This window comes from Streptomyces sp. NPDC003023, assembly GCF_042888225.1.
In the GTDB taxonomy this organism is placed as follows: Bacteria; Actinomycetota; Actinomycetes; order Streptomycetales; family Streptomycetaceae; genus Streptomyces.
Genome location: NZ_JBIAPL010000003.1, coordinates 494,375 through 510,791 on the forward strand (window position 1 = coordinate 494,375; position 16,417 = coordinate 510,791).

General features: G+C 69.7%; 20 protein-coding genes. 3 read left to right on the forward strand and 17 right to left on the reverse strand.

Translation table 11 applies throughout. From position 1 onward, the window contains the following. Positions 1–11: 11 nt before the first annotated feature. From rpsH to rpsJ, 16 genes are all read right to left on the reverse strand, one after another. The gene (rpsH, locus tag ACFYV1_RS14040) at positions 12–410 is read right to left on the reverse strand and encodes a 30S ribosomal protein S8 (protein WP_015035585.1); all 399 of its coding nucleotides are present in this window, start codon (positions 408–410) and stop codon (positions 12–14) included. A 208-nt stretch (positions 411–618) separates the two neighbouring features. After that, positions 619–804 (reverse strand): type Z 30S ribosomal protein S14, encoded by a 186-nt coding sequence (locus ACFYV1_RS14045; protein ID WP_003956452.1) that lies wholly within the window; start codon positions 802–804, stop codon positions 619–621. Between the two features lie 5 nt (positions 805–809). Beyond that, positions 810–1,367 carry a 50S ribosomal protein L5 gene (gene rplE / locus ACFYV1_RS14050; protein WP_018847497.1) on the reverse strand — a complete coding sequence of 186 codons (558 nt, stop codon included), beginning with the start codon at positions 1,365–1,367 and terminating at the stop codon, positions 810–812. After that, positions 1,367–1,690 carry a 50S ribosomal protein L24 gene (gene rplX / locus ACFYV1_RS14055; protein ID WP_389395712.1) on the reverse strand — a complete coding sequence of 108 codons (324 nt, stop codon included), beginning with the start codon at positions 1,688–1,690 and terminating at the stop codon, positions 1,367–1,369. Before rplX ends, rplE begins: the two co-directional genes overlap by 1 nt. A 2-nt stretch (positions 1,691–1,692) precedes the next feature. Next, the gene (rplN, locus tag ACFYV1_RS14060) at positions 1,693–2,061 is read right to left on the reverse strand and encodes a 50S ribosomal protein L14 (protein WP_003956455.1); all 369 of its coding nucleotides are present in this window, start codon (positions 2,059–2,061) and stop codon (positions 1,693–1,695) included. A gap of 108 nt (positions 2,062–2,169) precedes the next feature. Further along, the gene (gene rpsQ / locus ACFYV1_RS14065) at positions 2,170–2,454 is read right to left on the reverse strand and encodes a 30S ribosomal protein S17 (protein WP_389395713.1); all 285 of its coding nucleotides are present in this window, start codon (positions 2,452–2,454) and stop codon (positions 2,170–2,172) included. Then, the gene (gene rpmC, locus ACFYV1_RS14070) at positions 2,454–2,678 is read right to left on the reverse strand and encodes a 50S ribosomal protein L29 (RefSeq protein ID WP_389395714.1); all 225 of its coding nucleotides are present in this window, start codon (positions 2,676–2,678) and stop codon (positions 2,454–2,456) included. Before rpmC ends, rpsQ begins: the two co-directional genes overlap by 1 nt. Then, positions 2,678–3,097 carry a 50S ribosomal protein L16 gene (gene rplP, locus ACFYV1_RS14075; RefSeq protein ID WP_005313579.1) on the reverse strand — a complete coding sequence of 140 codons (420 nt, stop codon included), beginning with the start codon at positions 3,095–3,097 and terminating at the stop codon, positions 2,678–2,680. The genes rpmC and rplP overlap by 1 nt, the downstream gene beginning before the upstream one ends. Before the next feature lie 5 nt (positions 3,098–3,102). Beyond that, positions 3,103–3,942 (reverse strand): 30S ribosomal protein S3, encoded by an 840-nt coding sequence (rpsC, locus tag ACFYV1_RS14080; RefSeq protein WP_389395715.1) that lies wholly within the window; start codon positions 3,940–3,942, stop codon positions 3,103–3,105. Beyond that, positions 3,942–4,289 (reverse strand): 50S ribosomal protein L22, encoded by a 348-nt coding sequence (gene rplV, locus ACFYV1_RS14085; RefSeq protein WP_004571827.1) that lies wholly within the window; start codon positions 4,287–4,289, stop codon positions 3,942–3,944. Before rplV ends, rpsC begins: the two co-directional genes overlap by 1 nt. Before the next feature lie 41 nt (positions 4,290–4,330). Then, positions 4,331–4,612, reverse strand: coding sequence for a 30S ribosomal protein S19 (rpsS, locus tag ACFYV1_RS14090; RefSeq protein WP_030351437.1), 282 nt, complete (start codon positions 4,610–4,612; stop codon positions 4,331–4,333). A gap of 12 nt (positions 4,613–4,624) precedes the next feature. Continuing rightward, positions 4,625–5,461: a 50S ribosomal protein L2 gene (gene rplB, locus ACFYV1_RS14095; protein WP_389395716.1), complete on the reverse strand. Its 837-nt coding sequence runs from the start codon at positions 5,459–5,461 to the stop codon at positions 4,625–4,627. Positions 5,462–5,513: 52 nt separating this feature from the next. Beyond that, complete coding sequence (gene rplW, locus ACFYV1_RS14100) at positions 5,514–5,837, reverse strand: 50S ribosomal protein L23 (protein ID WP_100108604.1); 324 nt, start codon at positions 5,835–5,837, stop codon at positions 5,514–5,516. Beyond that, positions 5,837–6,490: a 50S ribosomal protein L4 gene (gene rplD, locus ACFYV1_RS14105; RefSeq protein ID WP_389395717.1), complete on the reverse strand. Its 654-nt coding sequence runs from the start codon at positions 6,488–6,490 to the stop codon at positions 5,837–5,839. The genes rplW and rplD overlap by 1 nt, the downstream gene beginning before the upstream one ends. 5 nt (positions 6,491–6,495) lie before the next feature. Further along, positions 6,496–7,140: a 50S ribosomal protein L3 gene (gene rplC / locus ACFYV1_RS14110; RefSeq protein WP_005313592.1), complete on the reverse strand. Its 645-nt coding sequence runs from the start codon at positions 7,138–7,140 to the stop codon at positions 6,496–6,498. A 14-nt stretch (positions 7,141–7,154) separates the two neighbouring features. Further along, entirely contained in the window at positions 7,155–7,463 is a 309-nt protein-coding gene (gene rpsJ, locus ACFYV1_RS14115) for a 30S ribosomal protein S10 (RefSeq protein WP_003948644.1), read from the reverse strand. Between the two features lie 686 nt (positions 7,464–8,149). Here rpsJ and ACFYV1_RS14120 point away from each other — a divergent pair. The 3 genes from ACFYV1_RS14120 (at position 8,150) to ACFYV1_RS14130 (ending at position 15,068) form a co-directional block, all read left to right on the forward strand. Then, complete coding sequence (locus tag ACFYV1_RS14120; RefSeq protein ID WP_389395718.1) at positions 8,150–9,784, forward strand: RNA ligase family protein; 1,635 nt, start codon at positions 8,150–8,152, stop codon at positions 9,782–9,784. A 2-nt stretch (positions 9,785–9,786) separates the two neighbouring features. Next, the gene (locus ACFYV1_RS14125) at positions 9,787–12,567 is read left to right on the forward strand and encodes a poly(A) polymerase (RefSeq protein ID WP_389395719.1); all 2,781 of its coding nucleotides are present in this window, start codon (positions 9,787–9,789) and stop codon (positions 12,565–12,567) included. A gap of 419 nt (positions 12,568–12,986) precedes the next feature. Continuing rightward, positions 12,987–15,068: a PIG-L family deacetylase gene (locus ACFYV1_RS14130; protein WP_389395887.1), complete on the forward strand. Its 2,082-nt coding sequence runs from the start codon at positions 12,987–12,989 to the stop codon at positions 15,066–15,068. A 140-nt stretch (positions 15,069–15,208) separates the two neighbouring features. Here the strand turns inward: ACFYV1_RS14130 and tuf are convergent, their stop codons facing one another. Continuing rightward, entirely contained in the window at positions 15,209–16,402 is a 1,194-nt protein-coding gene (gene tuf / locus ACFYV1_RS14135; RefSeq protein ID WP_389395720.1) for an elongation factor Tu, read from the reverse strand. Positions 16,403–16,417: the final 15 nt, after the last annotated feature.

Consider the following 16,417-nt stretch of genomic DNA (forward strand, 5'->3'; position numbering starts at 1 on the left):
TCCGTTCCCGACTACCAGACGTAGGCGAGGACTTCCCCACCTACGCCCTTCTTGCCTGCCTGCTGACCGGTCAGGAGACCGTGGGACGTGGAGATGATCGCCACGCCCAGGCCGCCGAGGACCTTCGGCAGGTTGGTGGACTTCGCGTAGACCCGCAGGCCCGGCTTCGAGATCCGCTTGATGCCCGCGATGGAGCGCTCACGGTTCGGACCGAACTTGAGCTCGAGGACGAGGTTCTTGCCGACCTCGGCGTCCTCGACCTTCCAGCCGGTGATGAAGCCCTCCTGCTGGAGGATCTCCGCGATGTGAGACTTGATCTTGCTGTGCGGCATCGTCACGGAGTCGTGGTATGCCGAGTTCGCGTTACGCAGACGCGTGAGCATGTCTGCGATCGGATCAGTCATGGTCATGAATTGGCCTTCGGCCTCTCTCGCCGGGGTTTCCTGTATGCGCCATCCCTCTCCCCACACAGGGGCGGGACGGGTGCGGCGCGGGGACCTACGGCGTAGTAAGTCGGTAGGGCGCAGAGGCCCAACCCCACAAGCCTACGGCATGCGGAGAGGGGCCTCTGCAGACCCTTTACTTACCGAGAGACTCCGGTTGTCCCGATTGAGGGGACTACCAGGAGCTCTTGGTCACGCCCGGCAGCTCGCCACGGTGAGCCATCTCACGAAGGCACACGCGGCAGAGGCCGAACTTGCGGTACACGGAGTGCGGACGGCCGCAGCGCTGGCAGCGGGTGTACGCGCGCACACCGAACTTGGGCTTACGAGCAGCCTTGGCAATGAGAGCCTTCTTCGCCATCTCGCTTACGCCTCCTTGAACGGGAAGCCGAGGTGACGCAGAAGGGCACGGCCCTCGTCGTCGTTGGTCGCCGTGGTGACCACGGTGATGTCCATACCCCGGACGCGGTCGATCTTGTCCTGGTCGATCTCGTGGAACATGACCTGCTCCGTGAGACCGAAGGTGTAGTTGCCACGGCCGTCGAACTGCTTGGGGGACAGACCACGGAAGTCGCGGATGCGCGGAAGCGCGAGCGACAGGGTGCGGTCCAGGAACTCCCACATGCGGTCGCCACGGAGCGTGACGTGGGCACCGATCGGCTGGCCCTCACGCAGCTTGAACTGCGCGATGGACTTACGGGCCTTGGTGACGGCCGGCTTCTGACCGGTGATCGTGGTGAGGTCGCGAATCGCGCCGTCGATCAGCTTGGAGTCGCGGGCGGCGTCGCCCACACCCATGTTGACCACGATCTTGACGAGGCCGGGAACCTGCATGACGTTCTCGTAGGAGAACTCCTCACGCAGCTTGCCCGCGATCTCCTCGCGGTACTTCGTCTTCAGACGCGGAGTGGTGGTGGTAGCCATCAGATGTCCTCACCCGTCCGCTTGGCAACGCGGATCTTGTTGCCCTCGTCGTCGAAGCGGAAACCGACGCGGGTCACGACCTTCTTGCCGTCCTTCTCCACGACGAGCTGAACATTGCTCACGTGAATGGGGGCCTCGGTCGTGACGATGCCACCGGTCTGCGAACCACGAGCGGTCTGGCCGGCCTTGGTGTGCTTCTTGACCCGGTTGACACCCTCGACCAGGACGCGGTCCTCGCGGGGGAAGGCCGCGAGGACCTTGCCCTGCTTGCCCTTGTCCTTGCCGGTGATGACCTGAACCAGGTCGCCCTTCTTGATCTTCATGCTTACAGCACCTCCGGCGCGAGCGAGATGATCTTCATGAACTTCTTCTCGCGCAGCTCACGGCCCACGGGGCCGAAGATACGGGTGCCGCGAGGGTCGCCGTCGTTCTTGAGAATGACAGCGGCGTTCTCGTCGAAGCGGATGTACGAGCCGTCCTGACGACGACGCTCCTTGACGGTGCGAACGATGACGGCCTTGACGACGTCACCCTTCTTCACGTTGCCACCGGGGATCGCGTCCTTGACGGTGGCGACGATGACGTCACCGATGCCCGCGTAGCGGCGACCCGAGCCACCGAGAACACGGATGCAAAGGATCTCCTTGGCACCAGTGTTGTCGGCGACGCGCAGTCGCGACTCCTGCTGGATCACGTCTATCTCCTGATTGTCTGCCGGTTCCCGGCGGGGGCTCTCCTCCTGCGAGGCGAGTCCCCCACCGAGCCTGGCGGAACGAACTCGAAGGGTTACCCCTTCAAGCGATTACTTGGCCTTCTCGAGGATCTCGACGACGCGCCAGCGCTTCGTCGCGGACAGCGGCCGGGTCTCCATGAGGAGGACACGGTCGCCGATGCCCGCGGCGTTCTGCTCGTCGTGCGCCTTGAGCTTCTCCGTACGGCGGATGACCTTGCCGTACAGCGCGTGCTTCACACGGTCCTCGACGGCGACGACGACGGTCTTGTCCATCTTGTCGCTGACGACCAGACCCTCACGGGTCTTGCGGAATCCGCGGGCTTCCTTGTTCTCAGTCACGTTGCTCTCGCTCATCAGGCGCTCTCCACCGTCTCGATGCCCAGCTCGCGCTCACGCATCAGGGTGTAGATCCGCGCGATGTCCTTGCGGACGGCCTTCAGCCGGCCGTGGTTCTCGAGCTGACCGGTCGCCGCCTGGAAGCGGAGGTTGAACAGCTCTTCCTTGGCCTCGCGGAGCTTGGCAACAAGCTCCTCGTCGCCCAGTTCGCGCAGCTCGGACGCCTTGGTACCGGCCGACATCACGCTTCACCTGCCTCGCGCTTGACGATCCGGCACTTCATCGGCAGCTTGTGAGCCGCGCGAGTCAGAGCCTCACGTGCGATCTTCTCGTTCGGGTAGGACAGCTCGAACATGACCCGGCCCGGGTGGACGTTCGCGACCCACCACTCCGGCGAACCCTTACCGGAACCCATGCGGGTCTCGGCCGGCTTCTTGGTCAGCGGGCGGTCCGGGTAGATGTTGATCCAGACCTTGCCGCCACGCTTGATGTGGCGGGTCATCGCGATACGAGCCGCCTCGATCTGGCGGTTGGTCACGTACGCCGGAGTCATGGCCTGGATGCCGTACTCGCCGAACGCAACCGTCGTACCACCCTTGGCCATACCGCGGCGCTTGGGGTGGTGCTGCTTGCGGTGCTTGACCCTACGGGGGATCAGCATTTCGGTCAGGCCTCCGTTCCGGTGCTCTCAGCCGGAGCAGCGGCGGCGGGAGCGTCGGCCTTGGGGGCCTCGGCTGCCGGCGCGGACTGCTGCGGCTTGCGGCCGCGACCGCCACCACGCTCGCCACCACGGCCACCGCGGCCGGCCGGGCGGTCAGCACCGCCACGGGCCGGACGGTTGCCGGCGCGGGCGGCGGCGTTCTCGGCGCGGACCTCGGCGATGTTCTTGACGTCGCCCTTGTAGATCCAGACCTTCACACCGATACGGCCGAAGGTCGTCTTGGCCTCGAAGAAGCCGTAGTCGACGTTCGCGCGGAGCGTGTGCAGGGGCACACGGCCCTCGCGGTAGAACTCCGAGCGGGACATCTCGGCGCCGCCGAGACGGCCGCCGCACTGGATCTTGATGCCCTTGGCGCCGGCCTTCATCGAGCTCTGCATGCTCTTGCGCATGGCACGACGGAAGGAGACGCGGGAGGAGAGCTGCTCGGCGACGGCCTGGGCCACCAGCTGAGCGTCGACCTCGGGGTTCTTGACCTCGAGGATGTTCAGCTGGACCTGCTTGCCGGTCAGCTTCTCCAGCTCGCCACGGATGCGGTCGGCCTCGGCGCCACGGCGGCCGATGACGATGCCCGGGCGGGCGGTGTGGATGTCAACGCGGACGCGGTCGCGGGTGCGCTCGATCTCAACCTTCGAGATACCGGCACGCTCCATGCCCTTCGTCATCATGCGACGAATGGCGACGTCTTCCTTGACGTAGTCCTTGTACAGCTTGTCGGCGTACCAACGGGACTTGAAGTCCGTGGTGATACCGAGCCGGAACCCGTGCGGGTTTACCTTCTGGCCCATTACCGGGTTCCTTCCTTGCTGCTGACGACCACGGTGATGTGGCTGGTCCGCTTACGGATCCGGTAGGCACGGCCCTGAGCACGCGGACGGAACCGCTTCAGGGTCGGGCCCTCATCCACGTACGCCTCGCTGATGACCAGCGAAGAGGCGTCGGTGTGGTCGTAGTTGTGTGCGGCGTTGGCAATGGCGCTGTCCAGCACCTTGCCGACCGGCACGCTCGCGGCCTGCGGGGCGAAACGCAGGACCGCCTGAGCCTCCGTGGCATCCATGCCACGGATGAGGTCCACCACGCGGCGGGCCTTCATGGGCGTGACGCGGATGTACCGCGCCTGGGCCCTGGCTTCCATGGTTGTCCCTTCGGTGTAAGTCATAGTCGTTCCACCCCGCGTTAGCGGCGCTTCGACTTCCGGTCGTCCTTGACGTGGCCGCGGAAGGTGCGAGTCGGCGAGAACTCACCGAGCTTGTGGCCGACCATCGACTCGGTGACGAACACCGGGACGTGGATCTTGCCGTTGTGCACCGCGATCGTGTGGCCCAGCATGGCCGGGACGATCATCGAGCGACGGGACCAGGTCTTGATGACGTTCTTGGTGCCGGCTTCGTTCTGTACGTCCACCTTCTTGATCAGGTGGTCGTCGACGAAGGGCCCCTTCTTGAGACTGCGCGGCATCTAAACCCGCTCCTAGCGCTTCTTGTTCGTCTTGCGGCGGCGGACGATGTACTTGTTCGAAGCCTTCTTCGGCGAACGAGTACGACCCTCCTTCTGACCCCACGGGGAGACCGGGTGGCGACCACCGGAGGTCTTGCCCTCACCACCACCGTGCGGGTGGTCAACCGGGTTCATCGCGACACCGCGGACGGTCGGGCGAACGCCCTTCCAGCGCAGACGGCCGGCCTTGCCCCAGTTGATGTTCGACTGCTCGGCGTTGCCGACCTCGCCGATGGTGGCGCGGCAGCGGACGTCGACCAGGCGGATCTCGCCGGACGGCATACGCAGGTGGGCCATCTGGCCCTCCTTCGCCAGCAGCTGCACGGAGGCACCCGCGGAACGGGCGAACTTCGCACCGCCGCCGGGCCGCAGCTCGATGGCGTGGATGGTCGTACCGACCGGGATGTTGCGCAGCGCCAGGTTGTTGCCGGGCTTGATGTCGGCGCCAGGGCCGTTCTCGACCCGGTCGCCCTGGCTCAGGCCGCGGGGGGCGATGATGTAGCGCTTCTCGCCGTCTGCGTAGTGCAGGAGCGCGATGCGCGCGGTGCGGTTCGGGTCGTACTCGATGTGAGCGACCTTGGCCGGCACGCCGTCCTTGTCGTGACGACGGAAGTCGATCACGCGGTAGGCGCGCTTGTGGCCACCGCCCTGGTGACGGACGGTCACACGACCGGTGTTGTTACGGCCACCCTTGCTGTGGAGAGGGCGGACCAGCGACTTCTCCGGCGTGGACCGCGTGATCTCGACGAAGTCGGCGACGCTGGAGCCACGACGGCCCGGAGTCGTCGGCTTGTACTTGCGGATACCCATTGTCTCTCAGTCCTCGGAAACTATTCCGAAATCTGGACGATCACGACCGCCGTCAGGCGGTCGGACCGCCGAAGATGTCGATACGGTCGCCCTCGGCAAGGGTCACGATGGCGCGCTTGGTGTTGGCGCGCTTGCCGAAACCGGTGCGGGTGCGCTTGCGCTTGCCCTGACGGTTGATCGTGTTGACCCCGGTGACCTTGACCGAGAAGACCGCCTCGACGGCCTGCTTGATCTGGGTCTTGTTCGAGCCGGGCGCGACGATGAACGTGTACTTGTTCTCGTCCAGCAGGGCGTAGCTCTTCTCGGACACAACCGGCTTGACGAGAATGTCGCGCGGGTCCGTGAAGGTCTTGCTGGTGATCGTGGCCTCGGACATCAGGCCTCGCTCCCTTCGGTGTCGTTGGCGGCCTTGGGGCCGGACACGAAGGACTCGAAGGCGGCCTGGGTGAAGACCACGTCGTCCGAGACGAGCACGTCGTACGTGTTCAGCTGGCCCGGCTCCAGGAGGTGCACCTGGGGCAGGTTGCGGGCGGAGAGCCACGCGGCCTCGTCGGCCCGCTCGACGACCAGGAGCACGTGCTTGCGCTCGCTGATCCTGCCCAGCAGGGTCTTCGCGGCCTTGGTGGAGACCTCGCCCTCGACCACGCCGGTGACGACGTGGATACGGGAGTTGCGGGCCCGGTCGGTGAGGGCACCGCGCAGGGCGGCGGCCTTCATCTTCTTCGGGGTCCGCTGCGAGTAGTCACGCGGGGTGGGGCCGTGAACGACGCCACCGCCGGCGAACTGAGGCGCACGGGTCGAACCCTGACGGGCGCGGCCGGTGCCCTTCTGGCGGTAAGGCTTCTTGCCACCACCGCGGACCTCGCCACGACGCTTGACCTTGTGCGTGCCCTGACGGGCAGCGGCCAGCTGCGCGACGACGACCTGGTGGATCAGCGGGATGCTGACCTTGGCGTCGAAGATCTCGGCCGGGAGCTCTACGGTCCCGGACTTGTCGCCTGCGGGCGACAGAATGTCAATGGTGCTCATAGTCCTCAGGCCCCCTTGGCCGCAGTGCGGACCAGGACCAGGCCGCCGTTCGGACCAGGAACTGCGCCCTTGATGAGGAGCAGGCCCTTCTCCGCGTCAACGGCGTGAACGGTCAGGTTCTGGGTGGTGACCCGCTCGTTGCCCATGCGGCCCGCCATGCGGAGGCCCTTGAACACACGGCCCGGGGTGGCGCAGCCACCGATGGAGCCGGGAGAGCGGTGCTTGCGCTGGGTGCCGTGACCGGCGCCGAGGCCCTTGAAGTTGTGACGCTTCATGACACCGGCGAAGCCCTTGCCCTTGCTCTTGCCCGTGACGTCGACCTTGACGCCGGACTCGAACACCTCGGCAGTGATCTCCTGGCCCAGCGTGTACTCGCTGGCGTCAGGGGTGCGGAGCTCCACCAGGTGGCGGCGGGGGGTCACGTCGGCCTTGGCGAAGTGACCCTTGAGGGGCTTGTTCACCTTGCGAGGGTCGATCTCGCCGAAGGCGATCTGGACCGACTCGTAGCCGTCGATGTCATTCGTACGGACCTGGGTAACGACACAGGGCCCGGCCTTGACGACGGTCACCGGGACGACACGGTTGTTCTCGTCCCAGACCTGGGTCATGCCGAGCTTCTCGCCCAGGACGCCCTTGATCTGCTTTGCCATCTCTTCCGCGCCTCTCAGAGCTTGATCTCGATGTCGACGCCGGCCGGAAGGTCCAGGCGCATCAACGAGTCAACGGTCTTGGGCGTCGGGTCGAGAATGTCGATCAGGCGCTTGTGCGTGCGCATCTCGAAGTGCTCGCGCGAGTCCTTGTACTTGTGCGGCGACTTGATGACGCAGTACACGTTCTTCTCAGTGGGCAGCGGCACCGGGCCTGCGACCGACGCACCAGTGCGGGTCACCGTCTCGACGATCTTCTTCGCCGAGGAGTCGATGACCTCGTGGTCGTAGGCCTTGAGCCGGATGCGGATCTTCTGTCCCGCCATGGCTACTCAGTAGTCCTTTGTCTAGTGAAACGCTCTGGAACTCGGTTGGTCCTGCTCTCTTCTCCGACCCACGCGGTCGGGCGTGTCGCACTCCCTCTACGAAGATCTCCCGAAGGATTTCCCAACCAAGGGGGTGCGGCCTACGGCCGCGTGTCGGGGGAAGAGCTCCCGCCGAGTGCCTGGCCGGTACCCCGCTGACACTTCCCGGAAGATTCCCGTACGTCCGACCCGAGGGGTCGACGAGTACTGTGGGACTCGCTTCCGGTCCTCCCGGCGGGAGGCGTGCAGCATTGGCACTCAACCGAGCAACCCGGACAGTCTGCCACACGGGCCCTGGCCCTGGCCAATCGAGCCGAGAAGATTACCCCGAGGGCGTTGCGCGTCAAACCCCGGCACGCGGACGCCGGGGTTCCGCGGCGTGTCGGGTACGAGTGACGGTGCCGCAGTCGCGGCGAGTCGGGTACGAGTGACGGGGCCGCAGTCGCGACGAGTCGAGTACGAGTGACGGGTGCCGCAGTCGCTGCCGAGGCCGACCAGATCCTCACCGCGGTCGCAGGGGTCGCGGCCGGGACCTCGCGAGCCGCCGCCGGTACCGCGGCCTCCGGGCCCGCGATATTGGGTCGATCCCCCTCGTCCCGCGCTCCTACAGTGACCGGGCACGTCATCGACACGGGGGCTCGAACACCATGCGCACGCACTATCCGAGGACCCGGCATCTGCCGTGGTCGCCCGGCGCGACCTCGGACGATGTCCGGGTCACCGACCTGGGCGGGCTGCGCGGCCGCGAGGTGGTCGTCACCGAGAAGCTCGACGGCGAGAACACCACTCTGTACCGGGACGGACTGCACGCCCGCTCCCTCGACTCGGCCCATCATCCGTCCCGCACATGGGTCAAGGCGTTGCAGGGCCGGATCGGGCACGCCCTGCCCGAAGGCTGGCGGGTGTGCGGGGAGAACATGTTCGCCCGCCACTCGATCGCCTACGAGGAGCTGGAAAGCTACTTCTACGGGTTCTCCGTATGGGACGAGCTCGGCTGGTGCCTCGACTGGGACCGGACCGTCCGCTTTCTGCGGGACATCGGGATCCCGGTACCGCGCGTGCTGTGGCGGGGTGTCTTCGACGAGCGGGCGCTGCGGGGACTGAAGCAGGACCCGGAGCGGCAGGAGGGCTACGTCGTCCGGACCGCCGACGGCTTCATGGCTGAGGAGTTCGGGCAGCGGGTCGCCAAGTGGGTGCGGCCCTGTCATGTGCGGACCGATACGCACTGGATGCACGCGGCCGTCGTCGAGAACGGGATCGGACCGGGCGCCGCCCTGTGGGACGTACGGTCCGGGGCGCCCGTCGACGCGCGGGCGCTGGGCGACGGGGACACCGAGGCCGTGGCGCGGCTGGACACGGGCGGGCGGACAGGGGACGACCGGCTCGCCGGCGTGATGGCCGCGCTGACGCACCGCGAACGGCGCGCCGCGCTCGCGCCGGGGCTGGCCCCGGCGCTCGGGCTGCCGCTCGCCCGGCGCGTCGCCGACCTGGTCGGACTGCAGGCGGGGCTGCACCGCCCGTACCCGGACGACAAACGCCGGGCGGGCCTGGTGAGGATGTCCTGCGCCGTCGATCTCGATGTGCTGCACGCCGTCGCCGCGGCGACGGCGTGCACCGCTCAGGCGCGGGACCAGGTGGCCTGGTCCGCGCTGCACGCCGAGGAGATCGGGGCGCTCGACGGGCTGTGGGAGGCCTTCGCCGGCCTCGGGCCCGACGCGGCCGCCCGCTGCGTCGGCGAGGCCCGCCGGGCATACGCGGACGGGCGGATCGCGTCCGTCGAGGAGGCCGTCGCGGCGACCTGGCGGTGGCGGGAGGGCGACTTCCCGCGGCTGATCCACATGGTGGGCCCGTCCGGCAGCGGAAAGAGCACCTTCGCACGCGCTCTCGTCGGAACCGACGCGTACATCTCGCTCGACGACATCCGCGGGGGCCGCGGCTCGCGCGCCGACCAGAAAGCCAACGGAGAGGTCCTGCGCGCGGGGCTCGACAGGCTTGACAGCGCCCTGGCCGCCGGCGGGACCGTGGTGTGGGACGCCACGTCGCTGAACCCGCAACAGCGGTCCCTGGTCCACGCGGTGGCCCACCGGCGCGACGCGCTGACCACCCACGCCGTGGTGCTGGTCGGCGAGGACGAGCTGCTGCGGCGCAACGCGACGCGCGAGCATCCCGTGCCGGCGGACGTGCTGACCGCCCAGCTGCACCGGTTCGTCCCGCCGTATCCGGGCCAGGCGCACCGCACCTGGTACATCGGGCGGAGCGGGACCGTGGAGGAGGAGGCGTAGCCGTGCGTACCAGCGAGGAGATCTACCACCGGGTCCGCTGGGACGCGCGCTTCGACCCGGCCCGCTTCGTGATCGGCGTGCGCCGCCGCGAGGCGGCGCCCAAACGGATGCCGCTGTCGGCGTTCACTCCGGGCGGCGACATCCCCTGGCACCGGGTGCTCTTCTACGAGGCGGACGGCGAGCTCGTGTGGGACCGGGCGACGGGCGTGGACCGCATCGACGACACGCAGGCCGGCCGGGTGCGTCTGGCGCGGCGGCTGCGGGCCCCGTTCTTCACGGCGAGGACGCCGTACGCGTGGGAGCGGGACGGCTGGGTGCCCGCACACACCGCCAAGGGGGTCGCGGGGGCCTTGCGCGTGCTGACCTGGAACACCCTGTGGGACCGCTACGACTCCGACCGCATCGACACCGCGCTGCGCCGCCCGCTGCTGATCGACGCCCTGCGGGACGCCGACGCGGACGTCATCGCGCTCCAGGAGGTCGAGCCCGAGCTGCTCGGGATGCTGCTGCGGACGCCGTGGGTGCGCGACGGGTACACGCTCGCGACCGACCCGGCCGGGCGGGACGTCGACGAGTGCGGGTTGCTGCTGCTCAGCCGGCTCCCGGTCCGGGAAGCGGGCCACCACGCCCTCGGCCCGCACAAGGCGGTGACCGCGGTCGTCGTCGAGACGGCCGGCGGGCCGGTGACGGTCGCGGCGACGCACCTCAGCAGTGACCACTCGGACGACGGCGCGGCCCGGCGGGAGACCGAACTGGCCCGGATCGCGGAGGGATTGGCGGGGCTGGACGGGGACGTGATCCTCGTCGGGGACTTCAACGACGGCACGGACGCGCCGCAGACGACGCTCGGGATGCGCGACGCGTGGAGCGAGGCGCACGGCCCTGCCGACGCGACGCCGACGTTCGACCCACGGGTCAATCCGCTGGCCGCCGTCTCGTCCCTCACCGGGCGGGCCTCGCGACTGGACCGCGTGCTGCTGCGGGCGGACGGGCTCGTCACTGACTCGGCGGCCCTGCTCGGAGACACACCCGGCCCCGACGGGCTGTACGTCTCCGACCACTACGGCGTGGAGGTCGGGCTCGGACCGGTGCACGAGGGGAGCCGGGCCCTCGACGCACGGCCGACGGCCCGTACCGCCGTGGCGTGGATCCCGCCCGCCGAGCTGTGGCCGCCGCTCCAGGACGTCCGCCGGGACCACGACCCGCAGATCCACCGCTGGCCGCCGCACGTCAACGTGCTCTTCGGCTTCGTACCGGAGTCCGATTTCGAGGCCGCGGCTGGGCTGCTGGCGGAGGCGGCGTCCGCGGTCGCCCCGTTCGCCGCCCGGCTCCAGGGCGTGCACAGCTTCGGCCGTCGCGAGGACGCCACGGTCTGGCTCGACCCCGCGGCGGACGGCGATCGGCCGTGGCAGGAGCTGCGGCACGCCCTGGAGCAGCGGTTCCCCCGGTGCCGTGGCCGCCGGGAGGGCTTCACGCCGCACCTCAGCCTGGGGCGTACACGGGATCCGCACGCGCTGACCGAGGAGTGCTCGGCACGCCTGCGACCGCTGACCGCCCAGGTGGGCGAGCTGGCCCTCCTCTCCCGCCGCGGCGAAGAACCGATGCGGGTACGGGCCACGGTGGCACTGGGGACGGGCGAGGTGCGATGGGTGCCGGAGTCCGTGGCGCCCGCGGTCGACGGCCCGACGGACTCCCTGCCGGGCGCCCTGTCCGTCACCGGGACAGAGCTCACCGGCCGGGTCGCCGGGCGCGTGGCGAACGCGTTCCCCGAGGGAGCGGTGCACATCGTCGGCTCCCGTCGGACAGGCTGTGCGCTGCCCGGCGCGGACCTGGACCTGGTGGCGGCGCTGCCCGGCGCCCCGGCACCGGCCGACGTGCGGCAGCGCCTCTGCGCGGCCCTGCCCGACGCCCGGAACGTACGGGAGGTGACCGGCGCACGCGTGCCCGGCCTGCGGTTCGACTTCGAAGGGCTGGGCGTCGACCTGGTCGTCGTCGCCACGGGCACGGTCGACCCCGGCGAGGCCGTCGGCCGCCGCGCCGAACTCGGCGAAGCGTCCGCTGTCGCGCTCAGCGCCGTCAGCGACGCGAACGAGGTGCTCGCGTCGGTGCCCGGCCGGAGCGAGGTGTTCGCCCGGCTGACCGGACAGGTCAAGGCGTGGGCCAGGGCCCGCGGCCTGGACTCGGCCCCGTTCGGCGGTCTGCCGGGCATCGCCTGGTCCGTGCTCGCGGCCCGTACCGTCCGCGAGGCCGGTGACCTGCCGCCGGAGGAACTGCTCCGCCACTTCTTCGCGACCTGGGCGGCCTGGGACTGGCGGCAGCCGGTGGGCGGAACCGAGGCCACCGGTCTACCGGTCACGATCATGACCCCGACCGAGCCGGTGCGTCCCTGTTCCGACCAGGTCACGGCGGGCATGAGGGACCTGATCACCCAGGAACTGTTCCGGGCCTGGGAGCTCCTGGAGTCCGGGGCGCCCGACGAACCGCTGCTCGCCCCTCCCCCGTTGCACCGCCGTCATGCCGCCTGGGCGGTCGTGACCGTGGCTCCCGGCGATCAGGGCCCGGTCCGGGGCCGGATGCGGGCGCTGCTGACGGCACTGACCGCACCGGGTGTCCACGCCTGGCCCCGCCCGTTCACGACGGACCCCCTCCGCTACGCCGTCGGCCTCGGGTCCACTCCGCCCGACGCCACCCGGCTCGCCGAGATCGCCGCCCCGTGGCTCAGGGGCCTGAGCGGCACGACGGTCTCCCTCGCGGACTGCGGCGAGATCCCGTCTCCCTCCTGACCCGACCGCCCCGCCGCGCCGCCGCTCTTCGAATCCGCGGCCGGGCCCCGCCCTGGAGGCCTCCGCGGCCCCCACCTCGGGGCCCGGTCTCGGGGCCCGGTCCCGGGGCCCGGTCTCGGATCGAACAAAGTGCGAACTTCCGGGCAACCCCTGGCATCCGTCGTCCGTCTCACTGACCGCGGCCCCGGTTCCGGCCGGCACGGCCGCCGACCGGGGGCAGGACGGTACGCAGACGGGGGCACGGCCCGGCCGCTGCGGGGGAAGCGGACGGAGCATCACAAGTGGACAGCAGAGCCGCGCCGGTCCCGGCCGGCGCGACTGGGCAGGATGCCGCAGCATTGGTACGGCCCGAACCGGAGCACGCGGCACGAATACGCCCGCCCGTGGCCCGGCCCGGGCGGCGCAGCGTCGTCGCCGCCATGACCGCCCTGGCCGCGACAGCGTCGGCCGCCGCGCTCACCGCGTGTTCCGTGCCCGCGCCCCGGCGCACCGGCCCTGCCGCGGATCCCGCGCCCGGTATCCCGATAGCGGCCTCCCGGCACGCCGTGCTGATGCAGATCCTCGCGCACCCCGACGACGATCTGTACTTCATGAACCCCGACACCCGGCGGATGCTGGACTCCGGCGTCCCCCTCGTCTGCGTGTACGTCACAGCGGGCGAGGCCAACGGCGTCAACAAGGTGCCGGGGCGGCCACGCCCCGCCGCGGACAGGAGCGCCTACTCCTCCGCCCGCCACCAGGGCCTGCGCCAGGCCTACGCGACCCTGCTCGGGCTCGACAAGTTCACCACCTGGCAAACCGGCGTCATGTCCCTGCGCGGAGACCGCCGCGCCGAGATCAACAGCCTCGCCGCCGGAGCCCGCCGGGTGGACCTGATCTTCCTCAACCTCGCCATGCACACCCCGCGCAACCACCGGCCCGGCCTGCCGAGCCTGTGGCGGGACCGGGTACTGGAGCTGCCGACGGTCGTCGCCTCCGACTCCCCGGTGCGCAGGATCGACAGCTACGGGTACGACCGGCTCGTCGGCGTACTCGTCGGGCTGATGGACCGCTACCGGCCGACCGTCGTGCAGACCCTCGACCCGGACCCCGACATCCAGTACAGCGACGAGGCCACCCGCAGGGCGGACAGCGAGCAGCACGGCTACTCGGATCACGGGGACCACACCGCGGTGGCGTCGTTCAGCTGGGCCGCGATGATCCGCTGGGTGGCCGAGTCGGCCCGCGACGGCGGAGAGATACCGGCGTTCGTGGCCACCTCGTTCCGCGGCTACTACAACCGTCACTGGCCGAAGAACCTGCCGGACCCGGTGCTGCGTGAGAAGGCCGCGCATCTGGTGCCGTACGGCGGCGACCCGGGCTGGAGCTGCGGCAACAGCGGCGGATGCGGCGACTACAACGTCGGCGGCGGCAGGCCCCTGACGAACACGAAGGGCTGGGTGCGCTCCACCCACCACCGCCATCCCGGCCCGCGCACGGTCGTCGCGACCGGACCGGACGGCCGGCTCACGGTGTACGGGGTGCTGGGGCTGCGCGCGGTGCGCTGGCGGGAGACCGAGCGGGGCAGCGGCCGGTGGGAGCCGCCCTCGGACCTCGGCGGCGGCCCCCTCGCACCCACGCTGGGCGCCACGGCGCTCGGGGACGGCCGTCAGCTCCTCCTCGCCCTGCGCTTCGTGGCGATCAGCGGCCACGGAGGGGACAACGCCAGGGAGATCGCGCTGCTGGAGCAGCGCTCTCCGGGCGGCCCCTTCCTCGCGTGGCGGGGACTCGGCAACCCGGAACGCGACGACGACCGCGGTCGTCGCATCGGCGTCCCGGTGGCCGTCACCGCCCCCGACGGGCGGGTGCATCTGTTCGTGCGCAACGCGGACAACGGCGTCAGCACACGGATCCGCGAGGCGGACGGCGGCTGGAGCGACTGGCGGGCGCTCGACGGACACGGCGCGGTGCAGGACGGGCTGTCTACCGTCGTGGACGCGGCGGGCCGGATCCATGTGTTCGGCGCGGGCTTCGACACCGTTCACCACTGGACGCAGGACGCACCCGGTCGCCCGCTCGTCCACCGGCCGGGCGGTCAGTTGCCGGCCGCCGTGGGCACACCCGCCGCGCTGGCGGAGGCCGACGGCTCCGTGCAACTGCTCTACCGCACGGAACGGCCTTGGAGGCGGACCTTCGAGAGGGACTCCCGCGGCAGTGCCTCCGCGGCACTGACCCGAGTCCGTGCCGACGGCGGCCGGCTGCCGGACATCCTCTTCGACGGGTACGGACGGGTCGCCGCGGCGGGCGCGCCGGAGGGCGACGGCGCTGTTCTGGTGGGCCTCGACCTTCAGGGCTGGGTCCAGTTGCGGCACGGCGGACGGGTGCTGACACGTACGGCGGGGCCCTTGGCGCTGGACACCCCGGTGCCGGCGCTGACCCCGGCCGGACCCACCGTCGTCGGGCTCGGTCCGGACGCGCATCCGTGGACCTGGTCGCCCGGCACGGATGCGGTGGCGGGCTGAGGCGACAGGAACGGCGCGAGATCAGCGCCCTCAGCCGTGGGCCGGGGCCTGACGAGCGACACCGGCATGACGAAGGGCCCCGCACCTGACGGTGCGGGGCCCTTCTTGCAGCTCAGCGAGCTACCAGGTCAGAGCAACAATTACTTGTTGATCTTGGTGACCTGGCCGGCGCCCACGGTCCGGCCACCCTCACGGATGGCGAACTTGAGGCCCTCCTCCATGGCGACGGGCTGGATCAGCTCGACGGACATGGTGGTGTTGTCGCCCGGCATGACCATCTCGGTGCCCTCGGGGAGGGTCACGACGCCGGTCACGTCCGTGGTACGGAAGTAGAACTGCGGGCGGTAGTTGTTGAAGAAGGGGGTGTGACGGCCACCCTCGTCCTTCGACAGGATGTAGGCCTGGGCCTCGAAGCTGGTGTGCGGCGTGACCGAACCCGGCTTGATGATGACCTGGCCGCGCTCGACGTCCTCGCGCTTGATGCCACGGAGGAGCAGACCGACGTTCTCGCCCGCCTGGCCCTCGTCGAGCAGCTTGCGGAACATCTCGATGCCGGTGACCGTGGTGGTGGTCTTCTCCTGCTTGATACCGACGATGTCGACGGTCTCGTTGACCTTGAGGACACCACGCTCGATACGACCGGTGACAACGGTGCCACGACCGGTGATCGTGAAGACGTCCTCGATCGGCATCAGGAACGGCTTGTCGACGTCACGCTCGGGCTGCGGGATCGCCTCGTCGACGGCGGCCATCAGGTTCAGGACCGACTGGCCCCACTCCTTGTCGCCCTCGAGCGCCTTGAGCGCCGAGACCTTGACGACCGGCAGGTCGTCGCCCGGGAACTCGTACTCGGAGAGGAGCTCACGCACCTCGAGCTCGACGAGCTCCAGGATCTCCTCGTCGTCCACCATGTCGGCCTTGTTCAGGGCGACGACGATGTACGGAACGCCGACCTGGCGGGCCAGGAGCACGTGCTCCTTGGTCTGCGGCATCGGGCCGTCGGTGGCCGCGACCACGAGGATGGCGCCGTCCATCTGCGCCGCACCCGTGATCATGTTCTTGATGTAGTCCGCGTGACCGGGGCAGTCGACGTGGGCGTAGTGACGCGACTCGGTCTGGTACTCGACGTGCGCGATGGAGATGGTGATACCGCGCTGGCGCTCCTCAGGAGCCTTGTCGATCTGGTCGAAGGCCGAGGCCTCGTTCAGGTCCGGGTACGCGTCGTGCAGCACCTTGGTAATGGCGGCCGTGAGGGTCGTCTTACCGTGGTCGATGTGACCGATGGTGCCGATGTTGACGTGCGGCTTAGTCCGCTCGAACTTCGCCTTCGCCACTGGGGTCCTCCTGTG